This is a genomic window from Bradyrhizobium guangdongense (assembly GCF_004114975.1).
Lineage (GTDB): Bacteria > Pseudomonadota > Alphaproteobacteria > Rhizobiales > Xanthobacteraceae > Bradyrhizobium > Bradyrhizobium guangdongense.
Genome location: NZ_CP030051.1, coordinates 4,472,235 through 4,498,986, shown reverse-complemented (window position 1 = coordinate 4,498,986; position 26,752 = coordinate 4,472,235). Strand labels below are relative to the sequence as shown.

Annotated in this window: 26 protein-coding genes; 18 read left to right on the top strand and 8 right to left on the bottom strand. The window is 65.1% G+C overall.

Translation table 11 applies throughout. The annotated features are described in order from the left end of the window. The first annotated feature begins 36 nt into the window (after positions 1-36). The 3 genes from parC (at position 37) to X265_RS21530 (ending at position 5,010) form a co-directional block, all read left to right on the top strand. On the top strand, positions 37-2,295 hold the full coding sequence (parC, locus tag X265_RS21540) for a DNA topoisomerase IV subunit A (RefSeq protein WP_128966633.1): 2,259 nt from the start codon (positions 37-39) through the stop codon (positions 2,293-2,295). 209 nt (positions 2,296-2,504) lie between these two features. Then, the gene (locus X265_RS21535) at positions 2,505-4,049 is read left to right on the top strand and encodes a GMC family oxidoreductase (protein WP_128969358.1); all 1,545 of its coding nucleotides are present in this window, start codon (positions 2,505-2,507) and stop codon (positions 4,047-4,049) included. 127 nt (positions 4,050-4,176) lie between these two features. Beyond that, positions 4,177-5,010, top strand: coding sequence for an N-acyl homoserine lactonase family protein (locus X265_RS21530; RefSeq protein WP_164938730.1), 834 nt, complete (start codon positions 4,177-4,179; stop codon positions 5,008-5,010). A 7-nt stretch (positions 5,011-5,017) separates the two neighbouring features. On the opposite strand, the gene X265_RS21525 is transcribed toward X265_RS21530, so the two are convergent. Beyond that, the gene (locus X265_RS21525) at positions 5,018-5,209 is read right to left on the bottom strand and encodes a hypothetical protein (RefSeq protein WP_128966632.1); all 192 of its coding nucleotides are present in this window, start codon (positions 5,207-5,209) and stop codon (positions 5,018-5,020) included. 31 nt (positions 5,210-5,240) lie between these two features. Continuing rightward, a complete protein-coding gene (locus X265_RS21520; protein WP_128966631.1) occupies positions 5,241-6,398 on the bottom strand; it encodes an MFS transporter in 1,158 nt (385 codons plus the stop codon). Positions 6,399-6,549: 151 nt separating this feature from the next. Between X265_RS21520 and X265_RS21515 the strand changes: the two genes are divergently transcribed. Further along, positions 6,550-7,809 (top strand): adenylate/guanylate cyclase domain-containing protein, encoded by a 1,260-nt coding sequence (locus X265_RS21515; RefSeq protein ID WP_128966630.1) that lies wholly within the window; start codon positions 6,550-6,552, stop codon positions 7,807-7,809. Between the two features lie 117 nt (positions 7,810-7,926). On the opposite strand, the gene X265_RS21510 is transcribed toward X265_RS21515, so the two are convergent. Further along, complete coding sequence (locus X265_RS21510) at positions 7,927-9,171, bottom strand: MFS transporter (RefSeq protein WP_128966629.1); 1,245 nt, start codon at positions 9,169-9,171, stop codon at positions 7,927-7,929. Positions 9,172-9,339: 168 nt separating this feature from the next. Here X265_RS21510 and X265_RS21505 point away from each other — a divergent pair, with 168 nt between their 5' ends. Continuing rightward, positions 9,340-10,716, top strand: a complete 1,377-nt coding sequence (locus X265_RS21505) for an Nramp family divalent metal transporter (protein ID WP_128966628.1) — start codon at positions 9,340-9,342, stop codon at positions 10,714-10,716. 5 nt (positions 10,717-10,721) lie between these two features. Here the strand turns inward: X265_RS21505 and X265_RS21500 are convergent, their stop codons facing one another. From X265_RS21500 to hemB, 3 genes are all read right to left on the bottom strand, one after another. Beyond that, a complete protein-coding gene (locus X265_RS21500; protein ID WP_128966627.1) occupies positions 10,722-11,498 on the bottom strand; it encodes an arginyltransferase in 777 nt (258 codons plus the stop codon). A gap of 119 nt (positions 11,499-11,617) precedes the next feature. After that, positions 11,618-12,157, bottom strand: a complete 540-nt coding sequence (locus X265_RS21495; protein WP_128966626.1) for an RDD family protein — start codon at positions 12,155-12,157, stop codon at positions 11,618-11,620. 125 nt (positions 12,158-12,282) lie between these two features. Further along, on the bottom strand, positions 12,283-13,344 hold the full coding sequence (hemB, locus tag X265_RS21490; RefSeq protein WP_128966625.1) for a porphobilinogen synthase: 1,062 nt from the start codon (positions 13,342-13,344) through the stop codon (positions 12,283-12,285). 123 nt (positions 13,345-13,467) lie between these two features. Between hemB and X265_RS21485 the strand changes: the two genes are divergently transcribed. The 13 genes from X265_RS21485 to X265_RS21425 all read left to right on the top strand — a co-directional run bounded on the left by X265_RS21485 (position 13,468) and on the right by X265_RS21425 (position 24,889). Beyond that, positions 13,468-13,971 (top strand): DUF6163 family protein, encoded by a 504-nt coding sequence (locus X265_RS21485; RefSeq protein WP_128966624.1) that lies wholly within the window; start codon positions 13,468-13,470, stop codon positions 13,969-13,971. 525 nt (positions 13,972-14,496) lie between these two features. Continuing rightward, positions 14,497-15,015 carry a transcriptional regulator LdtR gene (gene ldtR / locus X265_RS21480; protein WP_128966623.1) on the top strand — a complete coding sequence of 173 codons (519 nt, stop codon included), beginning with the start codon at positions 14,497-14,499 and terminating at the stop codon, positions 15,013-15,015. A 199-nt stretch (positions 15,016-15,214) separates the two neighbouring features. After that, complete coding sequence (locus X265_RS21475; RefSeq protein WP_128966622.1) at positions 15,215-15,451, top strand: hypothetical protein; 237 nt, start codon at positions 15,215-15,217, stop codon at positions 15,449-15,451. A 37-nt stretch (positions 15,452-15,488) separates the two neighbouring features. Beyond that, positions 15,489-15,710 (top strand): hypothetical protein, encoded by a 222-nt coding sequence (locus X265_RS21470; protein ID WP_128966621.1) that lies wholly within the window; start codon positions 15,489-15,491, stop codon positions 15,708-15,710. A 300-nt stretch (positions 15,711-16,010) separates the two neighbouring features. After that, positions 16,011-17,309, top strand: a complete 1,299-nt coding sequence (glyA, locus tag X265_RS21465; protein WP_128966620.1) for a serine hydroxymethyltransferase — start codon at positions 16,011-16,013, stop codon at positions 17,307-17,309. 28 nt (positions 17,310-17,337) lie between these two features. Beyond that, positions 17,338-17,820: a transcriptional regulator NrdR gene (nrdR, locus tag X265_RS21460; RefSeq protein WP_011087793.1), complete on the top strand. Its 483-nt coding sequence runs from the start codon at positions 17,338-17,340 to the stop codon at positions 17,818-17,820. Next, a complete protein-coding gene (ribD, locus tag X265_RS21455; RefSeq protein WP_128966619.1) occupies positions 17,817-18,965 on the top strand; it encodes a bifunctional diaminohydroxyphosphoribosylaminopyrimidine deaminase/5-amino-6-(5-phosphoribosylamino)uracil reductase RibD in 1,149 nt (382 codons plus the stop codon). Before nrdR ends, ribD begins: the two co-directional genes overlap by 4 nt. 1 nt (position 18,966) lies before the next feature. Then, positions 18,967-19,578 (top strand): riboflavin synthase, encoded by a 612-nt coding sequence (locus X265_RS21450; RefSeq protein WP_128966618.1) that lies wholly within the window; start codon positions 18,967-18,969, stop codon positions 19,576-19,578. Positions 19,579-19,640: 62 nt separating this feature from the next. Further along, positions 19,641-20,132 carry a 6,7-dimethyl-8-ribityllumazine synthase gene (gene ribH, locus X265_RS21445; RefSeq protein ID WP_128966617.1) on the top strand — a complete coding sequence of 164 codons (492 nt, stop codon included), beginning with the start codon at positions 19,641-19,643 and terminating at the stop codon, positions 20,130-20,132. 3 nt (positions 20,133-20,135) lie between these two features. Then, positions 20,136-20,627, top strand: a complete 492-nt coding sequence (nusB, locus tag X265_RS21440; RefSeq protein WP_128966616.1) for a transcription antitermination factor NusB — start codon at positions 20,136-20,138, stop codon at positions 20,625-20,627. 195 nt (positions 20,628-20,822) lie between these two features. Continuing rightward, the gene (gene thiL, locus X265_RS21435) at positions 20,823-21,821 is read left to right on the top strand and encodes a thiamine-phosphate kinase (RefSeq protein WP_128966615.1); all 999 of its coding nucleotides are present in this window, start codon (positions 20,823-20,825) and stop codon (positions 21,819-21,821) included. A gap of 114 nt (positions 21,822-21,935) precedes the next feature. After that, the gene (locus tag X265_RS21430; protein WP_128966614.1) at positions 21,936-22,544 is read left to right on the top strand and encodes a hypothetical protein; all 609 of its coding nucleotides are present in this window, start codon (positions 21,936-21,938) and stop codon (positions 22,542-22,544) included. A gap of 224 nt (positions 22,545-22,768) precedes the next feature. Continuing rightward, on the top strand, positions 22,769-24,889 hold the full coding sequence (locus tag X265_RS21425) for a sodium-translocating pyrophosphatase (protein ID WP_128966613.1): 2,121 nt from the start codon (positions 22,769-22,771) through the stop codon (positions 24,887-24,889). A gap of 176 nt (positions 24,890-25,065) precedes the next feature. On the opposite strand, the gene X265_RS21420 is transcribed toward X265_RS21425, so the two are convergent. Both X265_RS21420 and X265_RS21415 read right to left on the bottom strand, forming a co-directional pair. Further along, the gene (locus X265_RS21420) at positions 25,066-26,067 is read right to left on the bottom strand and encodes a Bug family tripartite tricarboxylate transporter substrate binding protein (RefSeq protein WP_128966612.1); all 1,002 of its coding nucleotides are present in this window, start codon (positions 26,065-26,067) and stop codon (positions 25,066-25,068) included. Positions 26,068-26,182: 115 nt separating this feature from the next. Beyond that, entirely contained in the window at positions 26,183-26,668 is a 486-nt protein-coding gene (locus X265_RS21415; RefSeq protein WP_164938729.1) for an outer membrane protein assembly factor BamE, read from the bottom strand. Positions 26,669-26,752 lie beyond the last annotated feature (84 nt).

The window sequence follows — 26,752 nt, the reverse complement described above, 5'->3', positions numbered from 1 at the left end:
CTTGCCCGATTCGCTTCCACGGTTTAACCGGGCGGCATGGGAAAACGAATCGTTCCGCCGGAAGAACCGGCCGAAATTCACGAGGTGCCGCTGCGTGATGCGCTTGAAGAGCGCTATCTCGCTTATGCACTCTCCACCATCATGCACCGCGCGCTGCCGGACGCGCGAGACGGCTTGAAGCCGGTCCACCGGCGCATCCTCTACGGCATGCGCCTGCTCCGCCTGGACCCCGGCACGGCCTTCAAGAAATCCGCCAAGATCGTCGGCGATGTGATGGGTTCGTTCCATCCGCACGGCGACCAGGCCATCTACGACGCCATGGTGCGCCTCGCCCAGGATTTCTCCTCGCGCTATCCGCTGGTCGACGGTCAGGGCAATTTCGGCAATATCGACGGCGATAATCCCGCCGCCTACCGCTACACCGAAGCGCGCATGACCGACGTCGCGCGGCTTCTGCTCGAAGGTATCGACGAGGACGGCGTCGAGTTCCGTGCCAATTACGACGGCCAGTCGAAGGAGCCGGTCGTGCTGCCCGGCGGCTTCCCCAACCTGCTCGCCAATGGCGCGCAGGGCATCGCGGTCGGCATGGCGACCTCGATCCCGCCGCACAACGCCGCCGAACTGTGCGACGCCGCGCTGCATCTGATCGAGAAGCCCGACGCGAAGTCCAAGGCGCTCCTGAAGTGGGTGAAGGGCCCGGATTTCCCGACCGGCGGCATCTGCGTCGATTCCAAGCAGGCCATCGCCGAAGCCTACACCACCGGCCGCGGCTCGTTCCGTGTCCGCGCCAAGTGGCAGCAGGAGGAGGGGGCGCGCGGCACCTGGGTGGTCGTCGTCACCGAGATTCCCTATCTGGTGCAGAAGTCACGGATGGTCGAGAAGATCGCCGAGCTGCTTGACCAGAAGAAGCTGCCGCTGGTGGGCGAGGTCCGCGACGAATCCGCCGAGGACGTTCGCCTCGTCATTGAGCCGAAGTCGAAGAACGTCGATCCCGCCTTGATGATGGAATCCCTGTTCCGGCTCACCGAGCTCGAGAGCAAGATTCCGCTGAATCTCAACGTGCTGATCAAGGGCCGCATTCCCAAGGTCGTGGGGCTCGCGGAGTGCCTGCGCGAATGGCTCGACCATTTGCGCGACGTGCTGATCCGCCGCAGCAATTTCCGCAAGGCGCAGATCGAGCACCGGCTCGAAATCCTCGGCGGCCTGCTGATCGCCTATCTGAACATCGACAAGGTGATCAAGATCATTCGCACCGAGGACGAGCCGAAGCCGGCCTTGATCAAGGCGTTCAAGCTCACCGAAGTGCAGGCTGAAGCCATTCTCAACATGCGGCTGCGCAGCTTGCGCAAGCTCGAGGAGATGGAGATCCGCACCGAGGATGCCGACCTGCGCAAGGAGCTGAAGGGCATCGAAGGGCTGCTCGGCTCCGAGGCCCAGCAATGGAAGAAGGTCGGCGAGCAGGTCGGGAAGGTCCGTGACATGTTCGGGCCGAAGACCCCGCTGGGCAAGCGCCGCACCACCTTTGCGGACGCCCCCGAGCACGATCTCGCCGCGATGGAGGAAGCTCTCGTCGAGCGCGAGCCGGTGACGGTCGTCGTCTCCGACAAGGGCTGGATCCGCACCATGAAGGGTCATGTCGAGGATCTCTCGGGCCTCGCCTTCAAGCAGGACGACAAGCTCGGTTTCGCCTTCTTTGCCGAGACCACCTCGAAGCTCCTGCTGTTCGCCACCAACGGCAAATTCTATTCGCTGGATGTTGCGAAGCTGCCGGGCGGCCGCGGCCATGGCGAGCCGATCCGCCTGTTCATCGACCTCGAGCAGGAGGCGGCACCCGTTGCGCTGTTCGTCCACAAGGGCGGTCGCAAATTCCTGGTCGCGAGCCACGAAGGCCAGGGCTTTGTCGTCAACGAGGACGATTGCGTCGGCACCACCAAGAAGGGCAAGCAGGTCCTCAACGTCGATATGCCGAACGAGGCGCGCGCGGTCACTGAGGTGATCGGCGACACCGTCGCTGTGATCGGTGAGAACCGCAAGATGCTGATCTTCCCGCTCGACCAGGTGCCGGAGATGGCGCGCGGCCGCGGTGTACGCCTGCAGAAATACAAAGACGGCGGTCTTTCCGACGTCGCCGTGTTCGACGCCAAGGCGGGCCTGTCCTGGAAGGACTCCGCGGGGCGCGAGTTCTCGGCGACCATGAAGGAGCTTGCGGAATGGCAAGGCACCCGTGCCGACGCCGGTCGCCTGCCGCCGAAGGGTTTTCCGAAGTCGAACAAGTTCGGCAAGGTGATTGGGTAGGGCGAGCTTGTGTCCCGGACGCGCTGCAGCGTGCAACGCTGCTGCGCAGAGCCGGGGCACAGGTGAATAGCACGCACCCATTCCCACACTGTCATCGCGAGCGCAGCGACCGGCTGCGACAGCGCCGCTCTCCAATTCGCATTCCACCGCCCATCACGGTCTGATACCGTTCGCCACGCCGGTGTTCTGGAATGTCGAGAATTAGCGCGATGTACGATGTCATTGTTGTCGGCGGCGGCTCGGCCGGCGCTGCGGTTGCGGCAAGGCTTTCCGAGGATCCGGCACGGCGCGTCCTGCTTCTCGAAGCGGGCCTCGATTGGCGCGCCGATGAAGCGCCCTGGGAAGTGCGGACGCCGAACCCGATCCCGATCATCCACAAGCGCGAGTACCAGGAGAAATGGCAATGGCCTGATCTCCTGTCGCGCCGGGTGGCCGGGCAGGAGCCGCGCTTCTACTGGCGCGGCAAGGGGCTCGGCGGCTCGTCGATGATGAACGGCCAGATCGCCATCCGCGGCGTGGCCGACGCGTTCGACGAATGGGCCGCCAATGGCTGCACCGGCTGGTCGGCCAAGGAGGTGATGCCGCTGTTCTCCGTGATCGAGGACGATCAGGAGTTCGGCGACGCCGAGGGCCATGGCCGCGGCGGACCGCTGCCGGTCTATCGCGCGCCGCCAGAGGCGTGGGGCCCGATCGATCGCGGCTTGCGTGATGCGGCGCTCGCGAGTGGCTATCCCTCGTGCACCGACCTCAATGGTTCTGATGGCGAGGGCGTCGCCTGCTATCCCATCAACAGCCGCGGCGGCCGCCGCATCAGCACCAATGAGGCTTATCTCGAACCTGCGCGCGGCCGCGCCAATCTCGAGATCCGGGGCCGGACGCTGGTCGACCGCGTGCTGATCCGCGACGGCCGGGCGACCGGCGTTCGCGTTCACGCTGAGGGGCAGGGTACGATCGAGATCGGCGCACGCCAGATCGTGCTGTGCGCCGGCGCGATCCACAGCCCGGCGATCCTGCTGCGCTCGGGCATCGGACCGGCCGAGGAGCTGAAGGCGATGGGCATTGCGGTCGAGCGCGACCTGCCGGTCGGCCGCCACTTCTTCGATCACCCGCTGTTTCGCGCAACGATCCAGCTGCACGAAAATATGCGCCCCACTGATCCGGACACCCGCCACACCAATTGCTGCGTCACTTATTCCTCGGGTCTCGCCGATGGCGGCAAGCGCGACATGATCCTGATCGCGTTCAACCATCGCGGCATCGGCATGCCCGGGGCGATCGGCGCAGGTCTGTTCAACGCCTATTCGCGCGGCACGCTCAAGCTGGCGTCCAGCGACCCCTTCATCGATCCTATCGTCGAGGAGAACATGCTCGCCGACCCCCGCGACATGCTGCGGATGATGGATGCGGTGAAGCGCCTCGCCGTGATCACCTCGCAGTCCGCGCTGTCAGGTATCGCCGACTGGATCCGGCTCGCTGACACCGATCTGACATTGCCGGAGGCCGCTCGCCTGCCGGATGACGAGCTGGATGCGCTGCTGCGCCGTGAAACCGGCGATATCCAGCACGCCGCCGGCAGCTGCCGCATGACCGGCATCAACGATGTCGACGGCGTCGTCAATCCTGATGGCACGGTGAAAGGTATCTCGGGTCTGCGCGTCGCCGATGCCTCGATCATGCCGTCCGACTGCCGGGCGAACACCCACTTCACGACGGTGGTGATTGGGGAAGCGATCGCGCGGATGATGATACGGTAAGCCCGGCTCAGCACCGGTGTCAGAAAGCTCTGGTGCTGCGGCCTATAGTGAACGAAGCGGAATTCCGCGGCGGGATCGGGGTTGATCTTCGATCGCACCAACAATGCGCTGCCAGGAGGGACCAAGGATGACGCCCAAGATCATGTCCAGGATCACGCTTGCTCTGGCCATCGCCGCACTCGCGCTGTCGGCCCGCGCCGCATCCGCGCAGACGGGGGTCGAAAAGCTCTACATCCTCAACTGCGGCGAGGGGGTCGCCGGCGACATCTCGCGCTGGTCGCCCGGCGTGAATGAAGGCAAGTCGATGGACTTCGTCGACACCTGCTATCTCATCAAGCACAGCCAGGGCTGGTTCCTGTGGGACACCGGCATTCCCGACGCCGTCGCAGGGATGCCGAACGGGCTCGTGCCGGCCGATTCCAAGGCCGTCACCTGGCGGCGTCCGAAAACGCTCGCCGCGCAACTCGAGCAGATCGGCGTGAAACCTGTTGACGTCAAGGCGATGGGCGTCTCGCACACGCACCCCGATCACATTGGCAATGTCGAGATGTTCCCGCAGGCAACGCTCTATGTGCAGAAGGCCGAATATGACTGGCCGGGCGCCAACAACGAGCCGCGCTTCAAGCCCTCGCATCCGGTCGAGCTGCTCGCGGGCGACAAGGACGTGTTCGGTGACGGCAGCATCACCATCCTCTCGACGCCCGGCCATACGCCGGGACACCAGTCGTTGATGGTGAGACTGCCGAAGACCGGCGTGGTGGTGCTGTCGGGCGATGCCGCCCATTTCAGGGATAATTACGACAACCGCCGCGTCCCCACGATGAATGTCAGCAAGGACCAGTCGCTCGCCTCGATGCAGAAGATCGCCGACGTCGTTTCGAAGGAAAAGGGGCAGCTCTGGATCAACCACGACAAGGCGCAGCGCGACACCCAGAAGATGTCGCCGGAGTTTTACGACTGAGGCGGGATCAGCTTCTTGGTGCGGTGACCGCCGGTGGGCTCGGGTCCGGTGTCTTCTTCGGCTTCAGCGTGCCGGCATAGAACGAGAGCAGCCACACCAGCAGCACGGCGAGGAGATAGACGCCCCAGGCCTGCGGTGGCGTCATGGCCCAGCGCAGGAGGCCTTTGAAGGTGCGGGGCGGACTGTTGTCGTCGGTCATGCTGCGCTTGTGCGCGAAAGCGGTGGCCCGGTCAATCCGGCCGTGACTTGGCGCGGATCAGAAACAGCGCCGCCAGCGCCGACAGGCTCAGCGCCGACGAGACCATCAGCACCTTGGCGCCCATCACATCGATCAGCAGGCCGAATGCCAGCGGCGATATCGCCTGCGCCATCCTTGCCGGCGCGCCGATGATGCCGAGGCGATAGCCGAAATCCTTGGGGCCGAAGATCGCGAGTGGCAGCGTCCCGCGCGCGATCGTCAAAATGCCGTTGCCGGAGCCGTGCAGCAGGGCAAAGGCGCTCGCGGCCGGCGCGCCGAAGATGGCGACGACGGCAGCTCCGATCGGGTGGGTGAGGCAGGCGAGCCGGGTCGACAAGAGCGGATGAAAGCGGCTGAGTACGCTCGCTTCGAGAATGCGCGCGATCACCTGCGCCGGGCCGATCAGGGCGCCGGCCGCGATCGCTTCGACATGCGTTGCCCCTGTTGCCTCGAGGATGCGGGGGAAATGCACGGCCATGGCGCCGGTGACGGTCCAGACCGCTGCGAAGACGAAGGCGAGCAGCACCATCGTGCGGTCGAGCGGCAAATGCGGCTTCTCGGCCGCAGCCGCGGCCTGCTTGGCGCCCTTGATCGCCGGCAGCATGAAGAAGTTGAGGGGCAGGCCGATCAGGATGTTGGCCGCGGCCCAGGCGAAACACGTCTCGCGCCAGCCAATATGGGCGAGCCCCCAGGCGGTGAGGGGCCAGCCCACGGTCGAGGCAAAGCCCGCCATCAGCGTGATGCCGGTGATCGAGCCGCGCGCCTCGGTGCCGTAGATTCGGCCGAGTGCGGCGAAAGCGGCATCATAGAGTCCCATGGCCATGCCGATGCCGAGCACAAGCCAGGCGAATGCCATCACCACGATCGAATGTGAGAAGCCGAGCAGGACGAGGCCCGCCGCGATGGTCAGGTTCGAGGCCGACAGCACCTGCCGTCCGCCGACGAGATCGATCTGCCGGCCGATGCGTGGCCCCAGCATCGCGGAGATCACCAGCGAAGCCGAGAATGCGCCGAAGACCCAGTTCGAGGAGACGCCGAGGTCGTGCGCCATGGGATCGGCGAGCAGGGCCGGCAGATAGTAGCTCGACGCCCAGGCCAGGGTCTGCGTCGTGCCGAGCGCCAGGATGATCGGAAGCTGGCGCTGGGTCATATCCCAATGTTTCTCGTCTGCAGTGTCATCGGTTCCATTTGCAGCCGGCAATGCCGGCACGTCAACAGCGTCCCGGACATGTTCGATCTGCTTGCGGATGAAGCTTGGTCTGCGGCCTTCCGCTCGTCATGAATGAACGCCATAATAGCGCATGCAAATAACCTCCCGCCTCGCGCTGATGAACTGGCTGGCCGGCCAGGGGCTCACCGGTCTTCCCGAACCCGATCTGCTCCGGGGATTTTGCGAGCGCTGCCGCGCCGAGGGGCTGGAACTGTCGCGCGGGCTCGTGGTCATCGATACGCTGCATCCGATCTACGAGGGCCGAGCCTTTCGCTGGAGCGATACGCCGACCAACGAGAGCGACGTCGTCGAATACGGCTCGACGGCTGAAGGCGATGCCGCCAAGAACTGGCGGCGCTCGGTGTTCTATCATCTGCTCGAGCATGGCCACGACGAGATGGTGCTCGATCTTGCCGATGCGCCCTCGCTCGATTTCTCGCAGATCGGCGACCTCGCCGAAAACGGTCACCGCCATTTCCTGGCGTTCGTGCACCGCTTCGGTGAGACCGGCGCGCTCGGGCAGATGGACTGCCTCTACTCCTACTGGACGACGCGGCGTGACGACGGCTTTGCCGAAGCCGAGCTCGCCGCGCTGCGCGATCTCGTGCCGGTGCTGGGACTCGCGATCAAATCGGCGCAGCAGGTCGACATCGTGCGGACGCTGGGGCGGGTCTATCTCGGACGCGATGCCTCCGAGCAGGTTCTGCGCGGGCGCATCTCGCGCGGCGTCACCGAACGCATCAATGCCGTGCTCTGGTATTCGGATCTGCGCGGCTCGACCGGGATCAGCGAGAGCATCGGGCCGGACGAGATCATCCCGTTCCTCAACGACTATGCGCAGGCCGTGATCGACGCGATCCACGAAGCCGGCGGCGACGTGCTGAAGCTGATCGGCGACGGCGTGCTCGCGATGTTCACGGCTGCGGACATGGCGGATGCGCGCCGCGCCGCGCTGCGAGCCGAGCACCTGTTTCGCCAGAATGTCGCGACGCTGAATGCACGCCGCGCGGCGGAGGGCCGTCCGACCACGTCGGCCTATATCGGGCTGCATGTCGGCGAGGTCCTGTACGGCAATATCGGCAGCGAGGACCGGCTCGATTTCACAGTGGTGGGGCCGACCGTGAACGAGGTCAGCCGCATCGCCTCGATGAGCCGCTCGGTCGACCGCGAAGTGCTGGCGTCGGCGGAATTCTACAAGGGCCTGGACGCCGCCGGCCGCCGCTATCTCGTATCCACCGGCCGCTACGCGTTGCGCGGCATCGGCCGCGCGCAGGATCTCTACACGCTCGACCCCGAGGTCGATGCGAGCGAGCCCGTGACCGGGAGCTACGAGCGGTATCTGGCGAATTAAGCACTGATGTCGCCGCCCACGCGGTCATTGCGAGCGCAGCGAAGCAATCCAGATGATCTCCGCGGAAGGATTCTGGATTGCTTCGTCGCGAAGGGCTCCTCGCAATGACGCCTGTGGCTAGCACCGTGCCGCCACTTCATCCCCCACCATCGCCGGCTGCCGGTCCAGCGCCACCGCCGGTGACAGCCAGATCACCAGCGCCTGCACGCCGAACACGGCCGCCGCGAGATAGAGGCACGCTTCCGCGCTCCAGATGCCGCCGACGATCGCACCCAGTGCCGAGCCGAGCGGGCGGGCGCCGTAGCTCATGATGTTGATGGCGGAGACCCGGCCGAGCAGACGCGGCGGCGTCACCGACTGGCGCAAGGTCGTGGTCGAGATCACCCACAGGATCGGGCCGACGCCGAGCAGGAAGAAGCTCAAGGCAGCAAGCCACGGCGAGGGCACCAGCACCGTCAGCGCCATCACCAGGGCCGCGACGAAGCCGGTGATCGGGCCGAGGCCAACGACCGTGCCGAACGCAATGCGTTGCATCACGCGCGTTGCGAACAGCGCGCCGATCACCATGCCGACACCGTACATCGTCAACACCGTGCCGACGCCCGCGGCGGTCAGACCGAGATGGCGCACCGCATAGGGCACGAACACCGCGATCTGCAGGAACCAGCCGGTATTGAAGATGAATTGGGTGATGAAGACCGGCCGCAGCAGCGGATGGTGAAACACGAAACCGGCGCCCTCGCGGATGTCCTGGAACGGATGACGGCGCGGCATCGGCGCACGCGCCGGTTCATAGAGGCCGGAGAGCAGCACCACGGCGATCAGCGAGAGCGCGGCGGCAAAGCCGAAGGCCGGGCTCGCCCCCCACCATCCCACCAGCGCGCCGCCCAGCGCAGGACCGCTTGCGAAGGCGATGGTGCGGGCCAGCTCGATCCGCGCATTCGCAGCCGGCAGCAGCTCTGCGCTCACCAGCGAGGGCACCAGCGCGGGCGCGGCCACGCTGTAGACCACAGTGCCGCATACCGCGGCAAAGCCGAGTAGCGCCAGCAGCGGCAGATTGAGCGCGCCGAGCGCGAGCAGGAGAACGATCGCAGCCAGCGCCGCCGCGCGTAGCGCCTCGGCGCCTGCCATCAGCGCGCGGCGCGAGATGCGGTCGGCGAGCAGGCCGGCGGGGATGGCGAACAGGACGAAGGGCAAGGTGAGGGCGGTCTGGAGCAGGCCGGTCTGGCCCTCGGCCACACCCAGCGTCAGCACCGCGACGATGGGCGCTGCGGCCAGGGCGATCTGCTCGGCCGATTGAGCCGCGAGGTTGGACCAGGCGAGGCGATTGAAGGTGTCAGGGAGACCGGACGCATTTGACATGGCGCATTTCCTGCAAAGTCTTGATGGCGCCAGTATCGGAGACCCGGGACGGCCAAACCCACCCGCTTCCCGACATGGCCGGGTCGATGGCGCGATGACGGGAACCGATGCGGCTAGATGCAGTTGCAAATGAGTTGCAATAAAAGCCTATCCCGGTATTCTGCCAGCATGGATGCTAGATCGCCCGATCTGACCCAGGATCTGACTCGCGGCCTGACCCACGACTCGGCGGGCTGGCGCGATGATGCGCCCGCGACCAAGAGCCTGGCCGAGGTGAACGCCACGGTGCCCCTCCCGACGGCAGGGACGTGGTGGCGGCGGCTGCTGGCCTTCATCGGCCCGGGCTACATGGTCTCGGTCGGCTACATGGACCCCGGCAATTGGGCGACCGACCTCGCCGGCGGGTCGAGGTTCGGCTACACGCTGCTCGCGGTCATCCTGCTCTCGAACCTCATGGCGATCCTGCTGCAGTCCTTGGCGGCGCGGCTCGGCATCGTCACCGACCGCGATCTCGCGCAGGCCTGCCGCGCGACTTATTCGCCCGCCGTCAACTTTCTGCTCTGGCTCGCTTGCGAGGCGGCGATCATCGCCTGCGATCTCGCCGAGGTGATCGGCACCGCGATCGCGCTGAAGCTTCTGTTTGGCATTCCCCTGATCGGCGGTGCGCTGATCGCAGCGCTGGATGCGTTCCTGCTGCTGGTCCTGATGAACCGCGGCTTCCGCCTCCTCGAAGCCTTCGTGATGGCGCTGCTTTCGGTGATCGCGATCTGCTTTGCGGTCCAGATCGTCGCTGCTGCGCCGCCGATCGCGGACGTGCTGCGCGGCTTTGCGCCGAAGAGCGAGATCTTCACCAATCCCGAGATGCTCTACATCGCGATCGGCATCATCGGCGCGACCGTGATGCCGCATAATCTCTATCTGCATTCGTCGATCGTGCAGACGCGCGCCTATGCGCGCGACGACGAAGGCCGTCGCGAAGCGATCAAATGGGCGACGACGGATTCCACGATAGCGCTGATGCTGGCGCTGTTCATCAACGCCGCGATCCTGGTGGTGGCGGCCGCGACCTTCCACACCAGCGGCCATTCCGACGTCGCCGAGATCGGCCAGGCGTTCGAGCTGCTCTCGCCCTTGCTCGGTCTCGGTATCGCCTCGACACTGTTCGCGGTCGCGCTGCTCGCCTCGGGCCTGAACTCGACCGTGACCGCGACGCTCGCCGGCCAGATCGTGATGGAAGGCTTTCTCGATCTGCGCCTGCCGAGCTGGGCGCGCCGCCTGCTGACGCGCGGCATCGCTATCGTCCCTGTCATCGTCGTCACCGCAATCTACGGCGAGCGCGGCACGGCGGATTTGCTGGTGTTCAGCCAGGTCGTGCTGTCGATGCAGCTTCCCTTCGCCGTGATCCCGCTGGTCCGCTTCGTCTCGGATCGCCGCAAGATGGGCCAGTTCGCGATTCCCACGTCGGTCGCCGCGATCGCGTGGATCTTCGCCGGTGTAATCCTGGTTCTGAACCTGAAGCTGTTGGTGGATGTGCTGTTGGGGTGAGCGCGCTAATCCTGCGGCTCGGACGCCGCATCGCCTTGTGCGTCGATGCGCAGCCAGCCTGAGGGGGCGAGGCGCTGCTGCGGCAGGAAGCGGGCCTTGTAGTCCATCTTCTTCGACCCTTCGATCCAGTAGCCGAGATAGACGTAAGGCAAGCCTTGCCGCCGCGCCCGCGCGATGTGGTCGAGGATCATGAAGGTGCCCATCGAGCGGCTGACCTGGTTCGGCTCGAAGAACGAATAGACCATCGACAGGCCGTCGCTCAGCACGTCGGTCAGCGCGACCGCGATCAGCTCTTCGCCGCGGCCGGTGAGGCCGCTGTCGGGACCCCGCTTGCGGTACTCGATGATGCGGGTCTCGACGTGGCTGTCCTCCACCATCATGGCGTAGTCGAGCACGGTCATGTCGGCCATGCCGCCGTGGCGGTGACGGGCGTCGAGATAGGCGCGGAAGATGGAATATTGTTCGGAGGTCGGCACCGCGCTGCGCTGCTCGCCGATGATGTCGGCGTTGCGCGCCATCACCTTGCGGAAGTTGCGGGAGGGGCGGAACTCGTTGGCGATGACCCGGACGGAGACACAGGCGCGGCATTGGTCGCAGGCCGGCCGGTAAGCGATCGACTGGCTGCGGCGGAACCCGCCATGGGTCAGGAGGTCATTGAGATCACCGGCGCGGTCACCCACGAGGTGCGTAAACACCTTGCGCTCATGCCGGCCCGGCAGATACGGGCAAGGGGAGGGCGCCGTGAGGTAAAATTGTGGGGTGTCGCGCGAGTGCTGGGTCAAGGGACGTCGTGGGCCTCCGAAGTGGGTGTCAGCATCGCGCTCCAGAAGCCCTTGGTCAATCGGTCTGCTCGGCGGGTCAGCTCAGTCAGCTTAGTCGATCCTGGTTGATAGGCTCTTGCTCACCAGGTCCTCGCGGTCTGAGCCACGGGCGCCCGGACGGAATTGTTGATCACAACCGTTCCCAGCACGAAATCATGCAGCAGGCGCCGGCGACCATTGAACAGGCCGATCAGCACGATGAAGGGCGTCAGGAACGAGACGGTCACCCAGAACAGCACGGCATGGGTCGCGCCGAGGACGAAGTAGCCGGGCGCGCCGTACCAGGTGCGGAGCTCCAGGTCCATGATCCGCATCCCGACCGTCGCCGATGAGGGACCGCCGATGCAGGCGCCGTAATAGACGATGGCCCAGATCACGGAGGCGGGCCAGGCCAGCCAGAACAGCGCCCAGCCGATGCCGAGCGTCACCACGCCGAACAGGGCAATGAAGATGTAGCCGAGGATGACGGGCACGGAGATCACGACCATGTCGATCAGGAACGCGAACACCCGCCGCGTCGCGACACCGCGGAACAGTTCCGGATGCTGATAGGGATCATAGGCGTGCGGCTGCGCAGCACCGTCATTGCGCCAGGCATTGCCCGAATCCGAATACGACATGTCCGTTCTCCCAGGGGAAACTCCCGTGGCAGGACATGGGAACAGGCTCGTCCCCTGCCAAGGGCGCAGCCGGATTAACAAGCCGAAATATTCCGGCGATTCGGGGGCGGAAAGACCGCGCGGGATTACCCCTGCGCGCGCAGCTTCTCCGCGGCCTTCGGCGCGAAATAGCTGAGCACGCCGTCGGCGCCGGCGCGCTTGAAGGCGAGCAGGCTCTCCATCATCGCGCGGTCACCATCGAGCCAGCCGTTGCCGGCGGCGGCAGCGATCATCGCGTACTCGCCGGAGACCTGGTAGGCGAAGGTCGGCATCGCAAACGTGTCTTTCACACGGCGCACCACGTCGAGATAGGGCAGGCCGGGCTTGACCATCACCATGTCGGCGCCTTCCGCGATGTCGAGCTCGACTTCGCGCAGTGCTTCGTCGCTGTTGGCGCTGTCCATCTGATAGGTGCGCTTGTCGCCGGTGAGTGTCTTGGCCGAGCCGATGGCGTCGCGGAACGGGCCGTAGAAGGCCGAGGCGTATTTTGCGGCATATGCCATGATCTGCACGTCGAGCAGGCCGGCGCGGTCCAATCCTTCGCGGATCGCGGCAACGCGGCCGTCCATCATGTCCGAGGGCGCGATGATGTCGCAGCCGGCTTCGGCCTGCACCAGCGCCTGCCGCACCAGCACCGCGACCGTCTCGTCGTTCAGGATCTTGCCGTCGGAGATCAGACCGTCATGGCCATGGCTGGTGAAGGGGTCGAGCGCGACGTCGCAGAGGACCCCGATGTCAGGGAATTCCTTCTTGATCGCGCGCACCGCCTGGCAGACGAGATTGTTCGGGTTGGTCGCTTCCGAGCCCTCCTCGTCGCGCAGGGACGGATCGGTATAGGGAAACAGCGCGATGCAGGGGATCGTGAGCTTCATGGCGCGCTCGGCCTCGCGGACCGCCTGGTCGACGCTGAGGCGCTCGACGCCGGGCATCGAGGCGACCGGCTCGCGCTTGTTGTCGCCGTCGATCAGGAACAGCGGCCAGATCAGATCATCGGTGGTGAGCACGTTCTCGCGCACCATGCGCCTGGCCCATTCGGCCTTGCGGTTGCGGCGGGGGCGAACGGTCAGATCGAGGGCGTGAGGCACCGCTGTACCCGTCCCGCGCGCGACCTCGCGCAGTTCGATCGGACGTCCGTATTTGATCGCCATCACTCTTCTCCCGGCTGGAATTATTCTTATACCAGCTCGCATGGTTCCCGTCACCGCGGCTTGACCTCCCGCAAGGTGATGGCAGCCGATTGATTTTGCGAGGCGAAACAGCCAGAAGGGGCTATGTCCGAGATCTCCACCCGCGATGCGGCCCGCGACAGCGCCAATGCCAGGGACGCCGTCAGAGACAATGCGCGAGACAGCGCGATGTCGGTGGCGGCGATCTCGTCGGAGCGCACCGAGTCCGATGACAACGTCTGGACCCGCCGGCTGGTGCTGTTCCTGCGGGTGATGGCGTTGCTGTCGATCCTCAAGGGCCTCTATCACTGGGCACAGGTGACGGGCTTCGTCGGCGGCGAGGACGATGCCTTCGAGAACCAGTCGATGGCCTGGCAGGCCTCGACCATTTACTTCGCGGTCATCGAGCTCGTCGCTGCGGTCGGCCTCTGGCTCGCCACGCCCTGGGGCGCGGTGGTGTGGCTTACGACCGTGGTCTCGATGGCCGTGATCGAGCTGATGTTTCCGGGCATCTATGGCGGCAGCCTGGTCGTCGTGGGCGTCGAGGCCTTCATGCTCGCCGCTTATCTGGCGCTCGCCTGGATGGCCGCGCGCGAACGGCCGCCGTAGCCGACGTCTCCGTTATCAAAGAATACTCTCGCGCCGCGGACGCGATGCAGCGCGCCGCACTTGCGGCGTGATGCGTCGCAGAGCCGGGCCCATCTCTCCGCGGTCGCGTTTTTGGCTTCTTGGTCCCGGCTCTGCCTTCGCTTCGCTTGTCCGGGACACGAGAGGACGTGCGCTCTCGTGGTGACTTGGTTGACCGCTGGTTGCCTAAAATTCGAGGTAAGTTTTCGTTGACCTAGCGGTTTCCGCCACAGCTCTTACGCGTGCGTTTCGAAACGGGGCGGGGCTGTGCTGGAATGTGACAGCAGCGGCGGACGGAGGGTGAACAGGACCTTGCGACGGTCAACAGACGGTTGCGAAAAGTGCTTGTGGCACAGGCTTAATCCGCAATTCACTGTCTTAAATTCATGATCTCTTTATTCTCTTATTTAAGCCGATCTTCAAACGCCCCCCTTAAGTTGCACCTATCAGACGGGACACAAGTTTCGTCGAATAAGTGTCGATAAAAACGACAACAGGGGAAGTGTCATGATGAAAGCCGTCGCAACTGCGGCAGATACCGCAGAGCGCGTTTCCGGCCCGCAGGGTTCGGTGCAGTCGCTCTATCTGGAAGCATTGACTCTGGTGGAGCGGCTGCATCGCCGGCTCCTCGACGTGATCAAGGACGAGTTCGATCGTCGTGGCCGCGCCGACATCAATTCCGTGCAGGCGCTCCTGCTCTATAACATCGGCGACAAGGAGCTGACCGCGGGCGAACTGCGCACGCGCGGTTACTATCTCGGCTCCAACGTCTCCTACAATCTGAAGAAGCTCGTCGAGCTCGGCTTCCTCGACCATCAGCGTTCGCGCGTTGACCGCCGCTCGGTGCGCATCCGTCTGACGCCGCAGGGCCAGGAAGTCCGCCGCATCGTCGACGCGCTCTACCAGAAGCACGTCAAGACGGTGGAGCAGGTCGGCGGCATCTCCGGCGAGGAGTTCTCGACCCTCAACAAGTCGCTGCACCGCCTCGAGCGATTCTGGACCGACCAGATCCTGTATCGCCTCTGAGTTCCAAGGGATTAAAGCCAAGCCGGCCCCAAACAAGACCGGCAGGCCTCCCTGACGTGCCTGACTTCCCCCAAGCGCGCCGGCCCGGCTTTGCCCGGACCGGTGCGTTTTGACGTCCTTTCGCGCTTGCGAAATAATTGGCCTGATCGGCGGAACCGGTCGCTCGCGTCGCAGTTGTCTTCCTGGATCGGAGGACGCGATGCTGGTCGAGCGCGGGTTGCAGGCAATGAACGTCGAGCTCGTGAGCGATGCCTATGCCATCGCTGCGAATTACTTGCGCCGTTCCGGTGCGATCCCCGACACGCTCGTCACCAACGAACGCCTGCTCGAGATCATCATCAAGCTGCTCCAGCACGGTGAATTCAACAAGATCAGGCTCGCCAACAAGGCGATCGCGCGATTTGAAGCGCAGGGCGAGGCCAGAGCGGTTGCCTGATCAAGACTCCCAAAATCTAGGACAGCCAGAGGGTGCCATGGAAGCCGCCATCGACCGCATCATGAAGACCTATGACCTGCTCGCCAATCGCACGGCGGCGGCGAGCGAGGAGGCGCGGGAAAAGGTGACGCAGTACATCAACACCCTGGTGGAAGCCGGCGAGAAGGACACCCACAGGTTAACGGTCTGCGGCCTGACCTATCTGCGCCAGCTCGACGGCAGCATCGACCCGGTGAAGGCGGGGTATACCGGGCTGTAGACGGGCTGCCCTGAAGGCCGGCGGTCCGGACCAATTTGATCCCCGAGGGACCGCTGGGCCCCTGTTCGCAGGGGATTGGACGCCTGACAGGCCAATCCGCGCCTCAATGCCGGGCTGTCCCGTAAGCTTGTGGGGCCTCCAGGTCCGCCGATCTCCACCATATCTGGCATAATTCCCCCGCCCGACCCGCAAATGCTTGGCCGGGCCGGGGGGATGTGGTAGATCGCGCTCGCCGCTTCCGATCGCCACACCAGACCCCCGTAGCCCGCCAAAAGGCTGCGGCGGTGGAGATATTCCACGATGACGTCAGCCAAGACCGCCAACGCGCCCGATTCGTTTTTCACCGCCTCGCTCGAGCAGGCCGACCCGGAAATCGCCGCCGCCATCAAAGGTGAGCTCGGCCGGCAGCGCCACGAGGTCGAACTGATCGCCTCCGAGAACATCGTCAGCCGGGCCGTGCTGGAAGCGCAGGGTTCGGTGATGACCAACAAGTACGCGGAAGGTTATCCGGGCGCGCGCTACTACGGCGGTTGTGAGTGGGTGGACGTCGCTGAGAACCTTGCGATCGACCGCGCCAAGAAGCTGTTCGGCGCCAACTTCGCCAATGTGCAACCGAACTCCGGCAGCCAGATGAACCAGGCGGTGTTCCTGGCGCTGCTGCAGCCCGGCGACACCTTCATGGGCCTCGATCTTGCGGCCGGCGGCCATCTCACCCACGGCTCGCCCGTCAACATGAGCGGCAAGTGGTTCAAGGCCGCGCACTACACGGTGCGCCGCGAGGACCAGATCATCGACATGGACGCGGTCGCCAAGCAGGCCGAAGAAGTGAAGCCGAAGCTGATCGTCGCGGGTGGCTCGGCCTATTCGCGCGCCTGGGACTTCAAGCGCTTCCGCGAGATCGCGGATAGCGTCGGCGCGTACCTGCTGGTCGATATGGCGCATTTCGCGGGCCTCGTTGCCGGCGGCGTGCATGCATCGCCCGTGCCGTACGCTCACGTCACCACGACCACCACGCACAAGTCGCTGCGCGGTCCGCGTGGCGGCCTGATGCTGTGGAATGACGAGGCGCTGACCAAGAAGTTCAACTCGGCGATCTTCCCGGGCCTGCAGGGTGGCCCCTTGATGCATGTGATTGCGGCCAAGGCGGTCGCTTTCGGCGAGGCGCTGCGTCCGGACTTCAAGGTCTATGCGAAGAACGTGGTCGAGAACGCCAAGGCGCTGGCCGAGGCGATGAAGAGCCATGGTTTCGATATTGTCTCCGGCGGCACCGATAACCATCTGATGCTCGTTGACCTCCGGCCGAAAGGCCTGAAGGGCAACGCCTCGGAAAAGGCGCTGGTCCGCGCTGCCATCACCTGCAACAAGAACGGTATTCCCTTCGACCCCGAGTCCCCGTTTGTCACCTCCGGCATTCGTCTGGGCACGCCGGCGGCGACGACCCGCGGCTTCGGCGTCGCTGAATTCCAGCAGGTCGGCGGCATGATCGCCGAGGTCCTCAATGCGATCGCGCAGTCCGCCGACGGCAAGGCGCCGCTGGTGGAAGCCGCGATCAAGGAACGGGTCAAGGCGCTCACCGACCGGTTCCCGATCTATCAGTAAGGCCAAGACAACGGGTTAAGGTCAACGGATGCGCTGCCCGAACTGCAACAGTCTCGATACGCAGGTGAAGGACTCGCGTCCGACCGAGGACTCGTCCGTGATCCGCAGGCGGCGCGTGTGCGTCGCCTGCAATTTCCGCTTCACCACCTTCGAGCGCGTGCAGTTGCGCGAGCTCACGGTGATCAAGCGCAACGGCCGCCGCGTGCCGTTCGACCGCGACAAGCTGATGCGCTCGGTGCAGATATCGCTTCGCAAGCGCCAGGTCGAGCCTGAGCGGGTCGAGAAGATGGTCTCCACCATCGTGCGCGAGCTCGAGACCGGGGGCGAGGCCGAGATCTCTTCCGAGGTGATCGGCGAGACCGTGATGGAGCATCTGCGCACGCTCGACGACGTTGCTTATGTGCGCTTCGCCTCCGTCTATCGCAATTTCCGCGAGGCCAAGGATTTCGCCGACGTGCTCGGCGAGCTCTCCGGTGAGGAGGAAGCGCGGCTCGCCGCGATCCGCAAATGATCTTCCGTATCCTGGAGGATCAGTTCGCCGCGAGGATCCGGGAGTCCAAGGACGCCGATCGCCGCTTCATGCAGCTGGCGCTGGCGCTCGGCCGGCGCGGGCAGGGGCGCACCTGGCCAAATCCGGCCGTGGGCGCCGTTGTCGTCAAGGACGGTGTCATCGTCGGCCGCGGCTGGACGCAAGCCGGCGGACGGCCGCATGCGGAGCCTGAAGCATTGCGGCGCGCAGGCGAGGCGGCGCGCGGTGCCACGCTCTACGTCACGCTCGAACCATGCTCGCATTTCGGCAAGTCGCCGCCTTGCGCCGATGCGGTGATCGCGGCCGGCATCAAGCGCGTGGTGGCGGCGATCGAGGATCCCAATCCTGATGTGGCGGGGCAGGGCCAAGCGCGGTTGCGTGCTGCCGGCATCACGGTGGATGTAGGTCTATGCGCCCCAGAGGCTGCGTTCGACCACGCGGGACATTTCCGCCGGATCAGGGACAAGCGTCCGCATGTGATCCTGAAGCTCGCGGTCTCTCCCGACGGCAAGATTGGGGCTGAAGGCGGCAAGCCGCTGGCGATCACCGGCGAAGCCGTGCGCGACCGCGTGCATCTGTTGCGCGCGCAGAGCGACGCCATCCTGGTCGGGATCGGCACGGTGCTGGCGGACGATCCGCAGCTCAATTGCCGCCTGCCGGGCATGGCGGCGCGCTCGCCGGTGCGCGTGGTGCTCGACCAGAGCCTGCGTATTCCGGCTTCGAGCCGGCTGGTGCGCTCCGCGCGCGAGACGCCCCTTTGGGTGATTGCGTCCGAGCTTGCGGAAGCGGCCGCTGCGACCCGGCTGGGCGCGGCCGGCGCGCAAATCATGCGCATGCCGTCGAATGGTGCAGCCGGGCTCGATCTTCCGGCCGTGCTGCATGCATTGGCCGACAAGGGCATCACGCGGCTGATGGTTGAGGGCGGCAGCCATGTCGCGGCCTCGTTCGTGGCCGCCGACCTCGTCGACGAGATCTGGCTGTTCCGCGGGGCGGAAGAGGTGGGCCCTGATGGCGTCGATGCGCTCGATGCATTGCCCCTGTCGAAAATCACGCAGTCGCCGGCCTACAAGGTTCATGCTAGCGAGACATTCGGCCCCGATACTCTCACCATCTACGAGCGCGCGTAACATGTTCACCGGCATTGTCACCGATATCGGCGAGATCGTCAGCTTCACGCCAACGGCGCAGGGCCAGCTGCACCGCCTGCGCATCGCGTGCAGCTACGATCAGAGCACCATCGCCGATGGGGCCTCGATCGCGTGCAACGGCGTCTGCCTGACGGTCGTCGCCTCCGGCGTCGCAGGCGGCAAAACCTGGTTCGAGGTCGATACCGCTGCCGAGACGCTGGCACTCACGACGGCCAAGTCCTGGAAGCTGGGCACGCGGCTCAACCTCGAGCGTGCTCTCAAGATCGGTGATGAACTCGGTGGCCATATCGTCGCCGGCCATGCCGACGGCATCGCCACCATCGTCAGCCGCGAGGACCTGCCCGAGATGGCGCGGTTCAAGCTCTCGACCACGCGCGAGCTGGCGAGGTTCATCGCCACGAAAGGCTCGATCACGCTCGACGGCGTCTCACTGACGATCAATACGGTTGAGGATGTGACCTTTTCGGTCCTGATCATCCCGCATACGCTTGATGTGACCACGATCGGTGGCTGGAAGGCGGGCAGTGAGGTCAATATCGAGGTCGATCTGATGGCGCGCTATGCGGCGCGGCTGACGGAAATGACGGTTTAAAACTTGGCTTCCACGCCCGCGGCGACTACATAACGCGCCTACCCAGTAAACGGATTGAGACGATGGCAGACGCGCGGCGCGCACCCCTGAAGGACCAGACCGACATTTCCGGCGCGCGTGCGCTCGTCGTCGAGGCAAGGTTCTATGACGATCTCCAGGACGCACTGTTGGACGGCGCTGTCGCCGAGCTGAAAGCGGCCGGGCTGACGCATGACGTCATCACGGTTCCCGGAGCGCTGGAGATTCCGGCGGCGGTGGCGATCGCGGTCGACGCAGCCGCGGCGAACGGCAAGCCCTATGATGCGGTGATCGCGCTCGGCTGCGTCATCCGCGGCGACACCATTCATTTCGAGATCGTCTCGCAGGAATCCTCCCGCGCGCTGATGGACCTCGCCGTGGCGCGCAAGCTGCCGCTCGGCAACGGCATCCTTACCGTCAACAACGAGGACCAAGCCTGGGCGCGGGCGCGCTCAAGCGAGCTCAACAAGGGCGGCGATGCCGCGCGCGCCGCGCTTGCGATGCTGCGCATCAAGCGCCGCCTGGCCCGGACCTGAGCCATGTCTGATCCAAAGAAACCGGGCGCTCCCGAGAAGAAGGCGAACCGGCGCGGCGCGGCGCGGCTCGCGGCCGTCCAGGCGCTGTACCAGATGGATATCGCCGGCGCGGGCATCAACGACATCTTTGCCGAGTTCGAAAGCCACTGGCTCGGCAACGAGGTCGAGGGCGACACCTATTTGCCGGCGGAAGCCGCGTTCTTCCGCGACGTCGTCTCCGGCGTTGTGCGCGACCAGAAAAAGCTCGATCCGCTGATCGACGAAGCGCTGTCGAAGGGCTGGCCGTTGAAGCGGATCGAAGCGATCCTGCGCGCCGTGCTGCGGGCAGGGGCCTATGAGCTCCAGCATCGCAAGGACGTGCCGGGCCGCGTCGTGGTGTCCGAATATGTCGACGTTGCCAACGCCTTCGTCGACCGCGAGGAGACCGGCATGGTCAACGCCGTGCTCGACCAGATCGGCCGCCAGTTTCGCGGTGACGAGTTCGGGCGGGGGTAGTTTATCCGCGAGGGCGGTGAAGTCATGCAATGCTGCTGCCCCATGCTGCGCTGTCATCACCCGCGAAAGCGGGTGATCCAGTACGCCGCGGCCCATCGGTTTCACACGACTGTCTCTGGAATACTGGATCGCCCGGTCCTAGTGCGCAATTGCGCACTGGCCGGGCGATGACAGCGGAGAGTAAGGCCGACATCGATGACCGCTCCGACCAATCTTTCCGGCGAAGACTCCCTCATCGCGCGCTACTTCAAGCCGCTGGCAACCGATCCAGGCGCCTTCGGGCTGGTCGACGATGCCGCGGTCCTGTCCGCGTCCGGCGAGGACATCGTCGTCACCACGGACGCCGTGGTTGAGGGCGTGCATTATCTTGCCTCCGATCCCCCAGATACCGTGGCGCGCAAGGCGTTGCGGGTGAACCTGTCCGATCTCGCCGCGAAGGGCGCGGCTCCGGCCGGCTTCGTGCTGACGCTGGCGTTGCGCAGCAAGGAGGATGCCTGGCTCAGGCCGTTCGCGGATGCACTCGGTGAGGACGCAAAGACTTTCGCCTGTCCGCTGCTCGGCGGCGACACGGTGTCGACGCCGGGGCCGCAGATGATTTCGATCACCGCCTTCGGCCGGGTGCCGAAGGGGCGGATGGTCGGCCGTACCGGCGCGCGGCCGGGCGATATTGTCCTGGTGACGGGCACGATCGGCGATGCCGCGCTCGGACTCGACGTGCTGACCGGCGGCGCAGCGGCTACGGCGCTCGCGTCCGATATCGCCGCAAAAGACGCTCTCATCTCGCGCTATCGGATCCCGCAGCCGCGCAACATGCTGGCGCAGGCCGTGCGCGACCATGCAACGGCCGCGATGGACGTCTCCGATGGGCTCGCCGGCGATCTGACCAAACTCTGTGCTGCATCCGGCGTCTCGGCCATTGTCAATGTGGAGACTGTGCCACTCTCCGCCGCGGCGGCGGGCCTGATCGTGCGCAAGGCCATTTGCGTTGAGACGCTGCTTGCCGGGGGCGACGATTACGAGGTGCTGTGTACGGTCCCGCCTGCACAGAGCGATGCGCTGATTGCCGCGGGTCGGGCGGCAGGTCTGGCCGTCACGGCGATCGGCACCATCGTCGCCGGCCACGAGCGGCCACGCTTCCTGGACGGGCAGGGGCAGGAGCTCGCCTTGAAGCGGCTGTCCTATAGCCATTTCTGAAGCCAGCTTGCCTTCGACCCTGACTGTCCCTGATACCTGACGGCGCAACCCTCGCGACAGCCAAACGCTGTATCCGTATCCATTGATGCAAAACCAGCCAATGGATTTGATTCGATGACGGCCATCGTCGCAGGTTCGAGCGAGGCGCCGGCAGCCGCCGCGCGCGAATGCGGAGGCTGCACGCTCTGCTGCAAAGTGTACAATGTGGTCGCATTCGGCAAGCCCGCCGGCAAATGGTGCTCGCATTGCCGGCCCGGCCGGGGCTGCACGATCCACGACCATCTGCCCAGCGAGTGCGCGGCGTTCGATTGTCTCTGGAAAACCATGCCGGCGCTGCCCATGCACTGGAAGCCCGATCTGGCGAAGATGGTGCTTACCGTGCATCCCCAGACAAACAATATCCAGGTCGTAGTCGATCCCGGCCTGCCGTCGGCCTGGACCCGGCAGCCTTATCACGGCCAGTTGCGGTTGCTGTCGAAGAGCAACATGGCAAAAGGCCATCTGGTGATCGTGTTCGTCAGCGAACTGGCGACGCTGATCCTGCCTGACCAGGATGTCCCGCTTGGCGTCCTCACGCTCGACCAGGTCGTTTCGGTGTCACTGGAAACCAGTGCGAGCGGCAGCGTCTACGAGGTCAAGATCTTCAACCGGCGCACAACGGCCGGCGGACAGACCCTGGAATTGGCCTCTTCCTCCCGGCATGCCGTGAGGGCGGCGGCTTGAGGCAGCCGAGGCCGTCCCCTCGGGATTAGGTCTAAATACCTGCCGAGATCGGCTTTTTCGGCCTGATCCGGCGTTGCACCCTCAATTTGATTTTGGCAAGCTTGCGAACGACTGGAGCCGCCTCTTCGGGAAAGGGGCGGCTTTGTTCAAAATCAAGGCGCTGCACCGCGAGACGGACAACAAAGGCGCTGGGGATACATCAAGGATCTGAGGCAAAAAATCACATGACAGCATTATGGTTGATAGTGCTCTGCGGAGTGCTTTCCGTCGTCTACGCGATTTGGGCGACGTCTTCGGTGTTGGGCGCGGATGCGGGGTCGCCGCGCATGCAGGAAATTGCAGGAGCGGTGCGCGAGGGCGCACAGGCTTATCTGCGCCGGCAATACACCACGATCGGTATCGTCGGCATCGTCATCTTCGTGCTGCTTGCCTATTTCCTCGGGCTCTATGTCGCGATCGGTTTCGCCATCGGCGCCATCCTGTCGGGGGCGGCCGGCTTCATCGGCATGAACGTCTCGGTCCGTGCCAATGTGCGCACCGCCCAGGCCGCGACGACCTCGCTCGCCGGCGGCCTCGAACTCGCCTTCAAGGCGGGCGCGATCACCGGCCTGCTGGTGGCCGGTCTCGCCCTGTTGGGCGTGACGCTCTATTTCGGCTTCCTGGTCCACTCGCTGAATCTCCCGCCCGATAGCCGCACCGTGGTCGACGCCATGGTGGCGCTCGGCTTCGGCGCCTCGCTGATCTCGATCTTCGCCCGTCTCGGCGGCGGCATCTTCACCAAGGGTGCCGATGTTGGCGGCGACCTCGTCGGCAAGGTCGAAGCGGGCATCCCGGAGGACGATCCGCGCAACCCGGCGACGATTGCCGATAACGTCGGCGACAACGTCGGTGACTGCGCCGGCATGGCGGCCGACCTGTTCGAGACCTACGCGGTGACGGCGGTCGCCACCATGGTGCTGGCGGCGATCTTCTTCGCCAAGACGCCGATCCTCGCCAACATGATGACGCTGCCGCTCGCCATCGGCGGCATCTGCATCATCACCTCGATCATCGGCACGTTCTTCGTGAAGCTCGGGCCGAGCCAGTCGATCATGGGCGCCCTCTATAAAGGCCTGATCGCAACCGGCATTCTGTCGCTGATCGGCATTGCCGTGGTGATCTACTACCTGATCGGCTTCGGCAAGCTCGAGGGCGTCGACTACACCGGCATGGCGCTGTTCGAATGCGGCGTGGTCGGCCTCGTCGTTACCGCGCTGATCATCTGGATCACCGAATACTACACCGGCACCGACTATCGTCCGGTGAAGTCGATCGCCCAGGCCTCGGTGACCGGCCACGGCACCAACGTGATCCAGGGACTTGCCGTCTCGATGGAGGCGACGGCGCTGCCCGCGATCGTCATCATCGCCGGCATCCTGATCACCTACAGCCTTGCCGGCCTGTTCGGCATCGCGATCGCGACCGCCACCATGCTGGCGCTGGCCGGCATGATCGTGGCGCTCGACGCGTTCGGTCCGGTGACCGACAACGCCGGCGGCATCGCCGAAATGGCGGGCCTGCCGAAGGAAGTACGCAAGTCGACCGACGCGCTCGACGCGGTCGGCAACACCACCAAGGCGGTGACGAAGGGATACGCGATCGGCTCCGCCGGTCTCGGTGCCCTCGTGCTGTTCGCGGCCTACAACCAGGACCTCAAGTTCTTCGTTGGAGACAGCGCGCATCACGCCTACTTCGCCGGCGTCAATCCGGACTTCTCGCTGAACAATCCCTACGTCGTGGTGGGCCTGCTGTTCGGCGGTCTCTTGCCGTACCTGTTCGGTGCGATGGGTATGACCGCGGTGGGCCGTGCGGCCGGCGCGATCGTCGAGGAGGTCCGGCGTCAGTTCCGCGAGAAGCCGGGCATCATGCAGGGCACCGACAAGCCCGACTACGGCAAGGCGGTCGACCTGCTCACGCGAGCGGCGATCAAGGAGATGATCATCCCCTCGCTGCTGCCGGTGCTGTCGCCGATCGTCGTCTACTTCGTGATCTACGCGATCGCGGGCGGAGGCGTTGCCGGCAAGTCGGCGGCGTTCTCCGCTGTCGGCGCCATGCTGCTCGGCGTGATCGTGACGGGCCTGTTCGTCGCGATCTCCATGACCTCGGGCGGCGGCGCCTGGGACAACGCCAAGAAGTACATCGAGGACGGCCACTTCGGCGGCAAGGGCAGTGATGCCCACAAGTCCGCGGTGACCGGCGACACCGTCGGTGATCCCTACAAGGATACGGCGGGCCCCGCGGTGAATCCGATGATCAAGATCACCAACATCGTGGCGTTGCTGCTGCTGGCGATTCTGGCACACTGAGTCGGCGCAAACGACACAAGACAAGACCCCGCGGCGTAAGCCGCGGGGTCTTCGTTTGGTAGACCGCAGACTCTCGCCGCGTCATTGCGAGGAGCTCTTGCGACGAAGCAACCCAGGGTCTTTCCGCTGTAGCAGTCTGGATTGCTTCGCTTCGCTCGCAATGAGGGGAGCGGCGCCTACTGCACGTCCATCTGCAAGCCTTCCTTCTGGATGATGCCGGCGAATTTCTTCGTCTCGGCGTCCACGAACTCGGCGAATTGCTGTGGCGTGCCGTAATCGGCGCGGGCGCCCATGGCGGAGATCTGCTTCTTGATGTCGTCGCGCTCCAGCATCGCCTTGACCTGGAGATTGAGCGCCTCGAGCACCGGGGCAGGGACGCCCTTCGGCAGGAACACCGAGAACCAGGACGACACGTCGAAATTCGCAAGCTCCGGCGCGCTCTCGCGCATGGTCGGCAGGTTCGGTGCGAGCTCGCTGCGCTCGGTGGTGGTGACGCAGAGGCCGTTGAGCGTGCCGTTCTGCACCTGCGGCAAGCTCGGGTAGAGATTGTCGAACAGGATCTGGATGTCGCCGGCGAGCGCGGCCTGGAGCGCGGGGCCGGCACCGCGGAACGGGATGTGCGTCATCTTCAGCCCGGTGAGCTGGAGAAACCAGGCGCCGGTGAGGTGCGGGCTCTGGCCGACGCCTGATGAGGCGTAGCTCAGCTTGTCCGGATTGGCTTTCAGATAGGCGATCAGTTCGGCGACGGACTTGATGCCGGTCTTCGGATGCGCCGACACGATGTTCGGGATCCGGATCATGTTGGTCACAGGCTGGAGCTGGTCCGGCTTGTAGGTGAGGTTCTTGAAGATGCTGTAGGCGATCGCGTTCGGACCGGGATTGCCGATCAGGATGGTGTGGCCGTCGGCCTTGGAGCGAACGACCTCGGCGGTGCCGATCGTTCCGCCGCCACCCGAGCGGTTCTCCACGACCGCAGTCTGGCCCCAGGCGGACTGCAGATGGGCAGCAAGCAGGCGGCCCATCACATCCGTCGAGCCGCCGGCTGCGGCCGGCACGATGATGCGGATGTTCTCGGTCGGCTTCCAGTCCGCAAGGCTCGATCGCGGCAGGATGGCTGCAGCCGACAGACCAGCGGCACCGGCGAGCAGGCGACGGCGGGACAAACTTTTGTTGGGCACGAATCCACTCCCGGCTTTGTTTTGCAGAGAGCGTAGGGAACCGAGCGTGCAACGGCAAGTCGCACACGCCCGCACGTGTTGCGCAAAGAGCGGCGCGACGCCGCAGGCTGAAGACTCAGTTAAAGCTGAGCAGCTTGAACAGCGGCGCGAGGTAGCTCATCTCCTGACCCGACGTCGGCGTGGTGCGGCTGATGGAGTCGAAGATCTTGCCGTCCTGCAGGCCGTAATTCGCAAGCCGGCGCACACGCCGGTTCTTGTCGAAATAGATCGCGATCACGCGCTGGTCGACCACCTTCTGATTCATAAACGCAACCATGCGCTCGGAGCGCTGCGAAATGTAATAGAACACCTCGCCGTCCAGCGTCGCGACGGTGGAGGGCGTGCCCATCACGATCAGCACCTGATCCTGGCTCGCGCCGATCGGAATCTGCTCCAGCGCGCCGGGCGGCAGGATGTAGCCCTTCTGGAACTGCTCGCCGGCGCAGCCTGCAAGGGCAGCACCGACCAGGGTCACGGCCGCGAGCATGCGCAGGCCGCGCCAAGCCGCATGAAGGCCGCGCCGCCGAGTTGCGCGCAGGCTGGTCTGGTTCGTTATGGTCATAGCGGAACTGATTCCGTCCCCTTGCGTCGCGCGAGGCGCTGAAGTACCGGGCGGAGGCTCTGAATGCAACTCGCGCGCGCCCGC